Below are 5329 nucleotides of genomic sequence, written 5' to 3'. Positions count from 1 at the left end.
GAATAATAGAAAGTCATATTTCAAGAAAGAAATGTGACTTTTTTTATAGTATTTTGTCATAAGTTGTCACTTCACAAAGGACGAGATCCACCAATTTCCAATCTGAGAAAAACAGATTGGAGGAAAGAAAATGGAGCAAAAACGTCCGAAAAGAAGAAAAGATAAATATAATCCATATACTATATGCCGTATGAATGGAAAATATTACATATGCTTTTATAATGTTCAGAAAGAAAAAATCTGTATTGAAATAAGTAAAGAATTATAATAAATTATATATGTCTTTTTGACTATCTTTTTATATCTTCTTAAATGTCCGCAAAGCCTTATTTTATCGGCTCTACGGGCATTTTGCTTTTGTGGTAAACCTCACATATCTAGGTCTATCTTACCTACTACATATGCAAATGGTTAGACGGAGACGATAAACGGTAGTCAGCCTAGGGCTTAAGCCCCTCCCAAAACGGAATAGAAAAGCCCCGGAGGTAGCAACTCCGGGGCTTTTCGTACTGCTTCATGAGCATTTCTATCATTTTTCCTATGTTCAGTATACCATATTACAATATTTTTTTAAGAAAGATTCTATCTAATTCATTCCATTATTTCATATTGCTCACTCTCTACTAAATCATTTTGTATTGATTCAATATGCTCATTATATTCTTCCATAGGATCTGTAGAATTCTTTTTTTCATTTAACGTAGCACGACTCTTTTCTAAATACTCCTTTTTTTCTGCTTCTAGATATTTTTCGATTGGTAAATTGATTTTATAAACCTCGAATTCATGTTGCCAATATTCCTCTTCGGAGTCAAATTGATTTATAAGAGCTTGAGCTTCTTCTTTATTAACCGCTTCATTAATAATATTTTTCAATTCTTCTAAGTACGCCCATACTTCATCATCCGTTACTGTATACCCTTCTGAAATTGCTTTTTGATATGTCGCGTCTCTTTTTAGCATATAATCTATTGCTTTCTCTCTTGCAGTGTTTTTATCATATTCCGCTAAAATATAAAATTCAGTAGCTTGTTCAATATCTTTTTTAGTAATAATTCCACCAGACTTTCCTTTTGCAAAGATCGAATCATCTGTATTGTTTTCGTAGGATTTAAATAATTGTCCTACGTTTTGCATTGTTTCAATATTAGGATTTGGTGATGCTGCATATACAGAAACTGAACCGATAACCAAACAAGCTGATAACAATACTATTATTCTTCTTTTTTTCATAATCTATTTTCTCCTTATCAAACACTTAATTTGTTGCAAGAGAAATTCTTGCTGATTCGGCTGCACTAGCGGGGATTGCATCTGGACAGGTGAGTAAATATGTAACTTGTCCATCATATTTAGTATTTTTAGCATATGTTTTTTTAGTAGTATTATAATAGTGTGATCCATGATCCCACTTATTAGGATCATACATAATATCTCCCCGTTCAAACTCCGAAATAATAACATTATTGCTACCATCTGTATGTAAGACGTTTGATACTTCTAACTTAATACTTCCAGATCCAACTCCTGACCTTTTTTCGGTATATATTTTCTCTCTAAAGGAGAATATATTCTGAGTGCTATTTTTTTCATAATAAGACTCTAAATAATTTAAACCTACTGTTACAATATTCCAGCCATTATCAGGCATAGCAAAAACATGACTATTTTCAATTTCATCCCCCTTTTTTAGTCCTCTATCTATTAATTCTTTCATTTCATCAGTATCTATTGCATAGGTTTCAAATGCATATGCTACATTAGGAAAAGATAAAATGGATATTATGGATAAAGCAAAAACAAGCAAACTATTTTTTATAACGTTCTTCATATTTTCCCCTTTCATACAAAAATAACTTACGCTAAAAACGATTACCAACTACACCAACTAACAGATATCTGCTTTATTTCATAAATCCCTCCCCTTTTTTATTCCCTGCCCTTTCGCTATTCGGTAATTCTTCTCATGAATTTTCATATGTAAGACTATCCGAATATTAAAACACCTTAAATTATTTTTTATTATGACACATTTTTTCTTTCTGTTCAATATTGTTGAATAATATATATAATATTTATTCTGTTTTTTTTTGTTTTTTAGGCAATTCGCCTATTTTACGAAAAATGCCACCACCTCTTTTCTAACAACAAAAACTTTTGTTCCGTTGCCATGCGAAGCTGTTGCTCCTGATCTATAGCCTGTGCTAGCTGTCGGTTTGGTGTTTCTTCTTGCTATAGTGAGTGTATTCATCCTTTTCAATTCCTTTCCTGCTATCTTAACACACTCTGAAAAACAAAGTGCGTAAGTTTTGAAATTTGTTTTTCTCGACTTACACACTTTATTTTACACCCTCACAAAGTATATGAGTAGGCAGTAACCTGCCTACTCATATACTTTGTTTTTTAATTCCCTCATCTGTTCTTTCATCTATTTATCTCACCGACTTTTCTATAAAATCCAAGATTGCTGAATATGCTTATACAATCCATTCTGATCAAGCAGATCGTTCGTTACCTCAATATCATAAGACGGCTCTTCTTGCTGACAGAATGTACCATGAGCATCCACTATAACAATCGTTCCACTTTTTGTTTTTTGTCCATATCGAAATAATACAATATCTCCTTTTTTGTATTTCACCTCATCCATCCGTTCATTTCCTCCTTGCTATTTCATACTACCAGAACTTTCACCATTTTATCTCTGTACAGAACTTTCATTTGATTCCCATTTTTATCTTTTACAACTGCTTCTTCGTCTGATACAAAATATACATCTACACTTTCTTCTTCAAAATTTTTGTTAATCTCTTGCATTATTTTATACTGACCAACTGTATGCAATCCTTTTATGGTATAACTATTTTTCATTATCATATTCCTTTCTTTTATTCCCAAAACTTCCACCATTTCTTAGGTAATTCTTCTTGATCTTCTATCAATATTTTTTGTTCTGTTACCATACGGAGCTGTTGCTCCTGATCTAACAGCTTCTGACACTCCATGAGTCTTTTACTCAGCTCATCTATTTGTTTATTTTTATGATCTAATTCCTTACGAAGTAGATCAATAATGGCTTGATTCACTGCATAATCTGCTTTCGCTGATTGCGAAACATCTTTCGCAACATCAGCCTTGTAATGCCTATAAATCCTATATTCTATAGTTTCGCTGATTGCGAAACTTCCTTTCGCATCTTTCGCAATATGATTTTTTCTACACCATGCTCTAACAGCTTGTTCGGATACTCCGCATATCTCAGCAATCTCTCTTATTGTTTTCATTTTTTCTCCTTATACCACCACTTATAAACCGTATACCCGTCCCTACCATTATGTAGCAAAGATTTGTACTCTTACTAAACAAGATAGCTAACACAGGAGCATTGCTAGTTAGCGTACTTGTCGCTTTTTACTACTATCATAATTAAAATTGATAGTATATGTTTCGTATTCTATCTCATTACTATCATAATTAAATATGAAAGTTGGTTGCGCTGGTATATTCATTTTCTCACAATCACTGCTCTTTCATATACTCTGGAGGAATATATCTACAATTTTTTTGATTTTTATTATGCATTATTTTCAACCAAATACTTCATATATCCAAACCGGCTCTTCACATCTTTTTTGTTCTGCAGAGATTTGTATTTTCGCAACAAATAGTGATAGATGTCCAGATCATGACGTCCTGCATCTGCTGGGTCATACTCTACATGTCCCTCTGCAAGCAGTGCCAGTTCTTCCAACTGTGATCGATTAAATTCATTGCCACATGCTTCAGACCATAACGTAAATTTACCTTCAAGAACAGCATTTTGTTCCGGATCTGCAGTCGGATCAGAGTCTGGACAATATTCTGGAAAGTCATAAATATCCATCTGCCCATTTATCTGATCTTGTTCTGCAGTACACTTTTTTATTTTAAATTTAATTGCCCGCGTTAAACGCCCTTTAGTTATTTTTTCGTATTCAAATTCAATATCTGTAACTTCATTTATGTCTTTCTTACATTTTTGTAGCACTTTATTAAATTCTCGAAAGCTCTCATTGTTTTTATTTGTTGCTCCCATTAGTTCTCTTAAATCTTTAAGTTCTACAGTCCATTCTCTCCTGTATAGTTTGTCTTTTAAGAGAGGATATAATTTTAGAGAATATTTTGATTTCAAACGCAAAGAATAGTCTAATGCATATTCAATATATCCTTTTTCAGCCAATCCGAAAAATGCTTCTTTGAGTTTTGGATTACAATCTATCGTTATTGTTCTTTTGCCAAACTCAGGATCACTCACAATAACTCTTGCGTCCGAAAATAAATTTACTTTTATATAATCCCCATTATTGTTCAAATCAATTTTTATTCTTGAACCAAGAAGTTTGTCAAGACTCTTTTCAATTTCGCTGCTTTTCAATTTATTTGGATACTCATATCCAAGTAGCCTTAAATACTCATCAATAGTAAAGACTACTTCCGAACTTTCTTCTTCTCTTGCATTTATTTTAGCCAAGTATGTATCAATCAATCTCATTTCTCCAAGGTTGTATTCTGAAAACTTTGACCATATTAAAGGTTTCGATTTTTCGACTATATAATTTTTAGTTAATGTAATTTTTTTAGACATGAGCCACCTCCTATTCTCTATCATAATATAATGGTGGTATACTGTCAATATCTACATGCCACTATATACCGCAAAAAATACCACCATTATACCGCAAAAAATACCACCATTATACCGCAAAAAATACCACCATTATACCGCAAAAAATACCACTATATACCGCAAAAAATACCACCATTATACCGCAAAAACGTTGATTTTGCGCTATTTATTAACTCCGTAAACAAGTAATTAAACAAGTAATTAAATAATATATATAAACAAGCTAACTAACACGCGCGTGCGCGCAAGGCTAGTTAGCTGGCGAGTTTTTACTGTCAAATTTAAATATAAAAGTAGCAAGTGTTATCAGCTATCTCCTTTAATTTCGACAATTTTTAAACAGCCAAAGTGTAGATATTTCTCTAACACTATCAAAATTAAATTTGACAGCAAACAAGAAATGTGATATAATTACGCTGTCAAAATTAAATATGAAAGGAGATGGGGCAATGAACGAAAAATCTATGAAAAAATTAAAGGAATACGCAAAAGAGAGTAAGGATCTATATCTGCAGTATAGTGTTTCGGAAAAAAATATTCCGGAAAGTATCAAAAAACAGAACAAAGAAAATCTGAAACTGATGCAAGATGCACTGGCAACATTAGGCGTTCGATTGAATATCAAAGATGGAGAGATCTCGCTTCTGATGCACACATCAAATT

Annotated in this window: 6 protein-coding genes; 1 reads left to right on the top strand and 5 read right to left on the bottom strand. The window is 32.4% G+C overall.

Features of this window, described 5'->3' with window-relative positions; genetic code table 11:
- Positions 1–591: 591 nt before the first annotated feature.
- The 5 genes from AB5217_RS24670 to AB5217_RS24650 all read right to left on the bottom strand — a co-directional run bounded on the left by AB5217_RS24670 (position 592) and on the right by AB5217_RS24650 (position 4648).
- Positions 592–1233: a hypothetical protein gene (locus AB5217_RS24670; RefSeq protein ID WP_118038994.1), complete on the bottom strand. Its 642-nt coding sequence runs from the start codon at positions 1231–1233 to the stop codon at positions 592–594.
- A gap of 25 nt (positions 1234–1258) precedes the next feature.
- Positions 1259–1831 carry a hypothetical protein gene (locus tag AB5217_RS24665; RefSeq protein WP_368112902.1) on the bottom strand — a complete coding sequence of 191 codons (573 nt, stop codon included), beginning with the start codon at positions 1829–1831 and terminating at the stop codon, positions 1259–1261.
- Positions 1832–2673: 842 nt separating this feature from the next.
- A complete protein-coding gene (locus tag AB5217_RS24660) occupies positions 2674–2877 on the bottom strand; it encodes a hypothetical protein (protein WP_368117391.1) in 204 nt (67 codons plus the stop codon).
- A gap of 11 nt (positions 2878–2888) precedes the next feature.
- The gene (locus AB5217_RS24655) at positions 2889–3284 is read right to left on the bottom strand and encodes a hypothetical protein (protein ID WP_368117390.1); all 396 of its coding nucleotides are present in this window, start codon (positions 3282–3284) and stop codon (positions 2889–2891) included.
- A 290-nt stretch (positions 3285–3574) separates the two neighbouring features.
- Positions 3575–4648, bottom strand: coding sequence for a replication initiation protein (locus AB5217_RS24650; protein WP_368112897.1), 1074 nt, complete (start codon positions 4646–4648; stop codon positions 3575–3577).
- 482 nt (positions 4649–5130) lie between these two features.
- On the opposite strand from AB5217_RS24650, the gene AB5217_RS24645 reads away from it, so the two are divergent.
- A partial coding sequence (locus AB5217_RS24645) for a hypothetical protein (protein ID WP_368117389.1) occupies positions 5131–5329 on the top strand: 199 nt, incomplete at its 3' end.

Source organism: Bacteroides sp. MSSM.1001136sp1_RTP21357st2_D2_RTP21359_211015, assembly GCF_040913205.1.
Taxonomy (GTDB): domain Bacteria; phylum Bacteroidota; class Bacteroidia; order Bacteroidales; family Bacteroidaceae; genus Bacteroides; species Bacteroides ovatus.
This window is presented reverse-complemented; position numbering and strand designations above follow the sequence as displayed.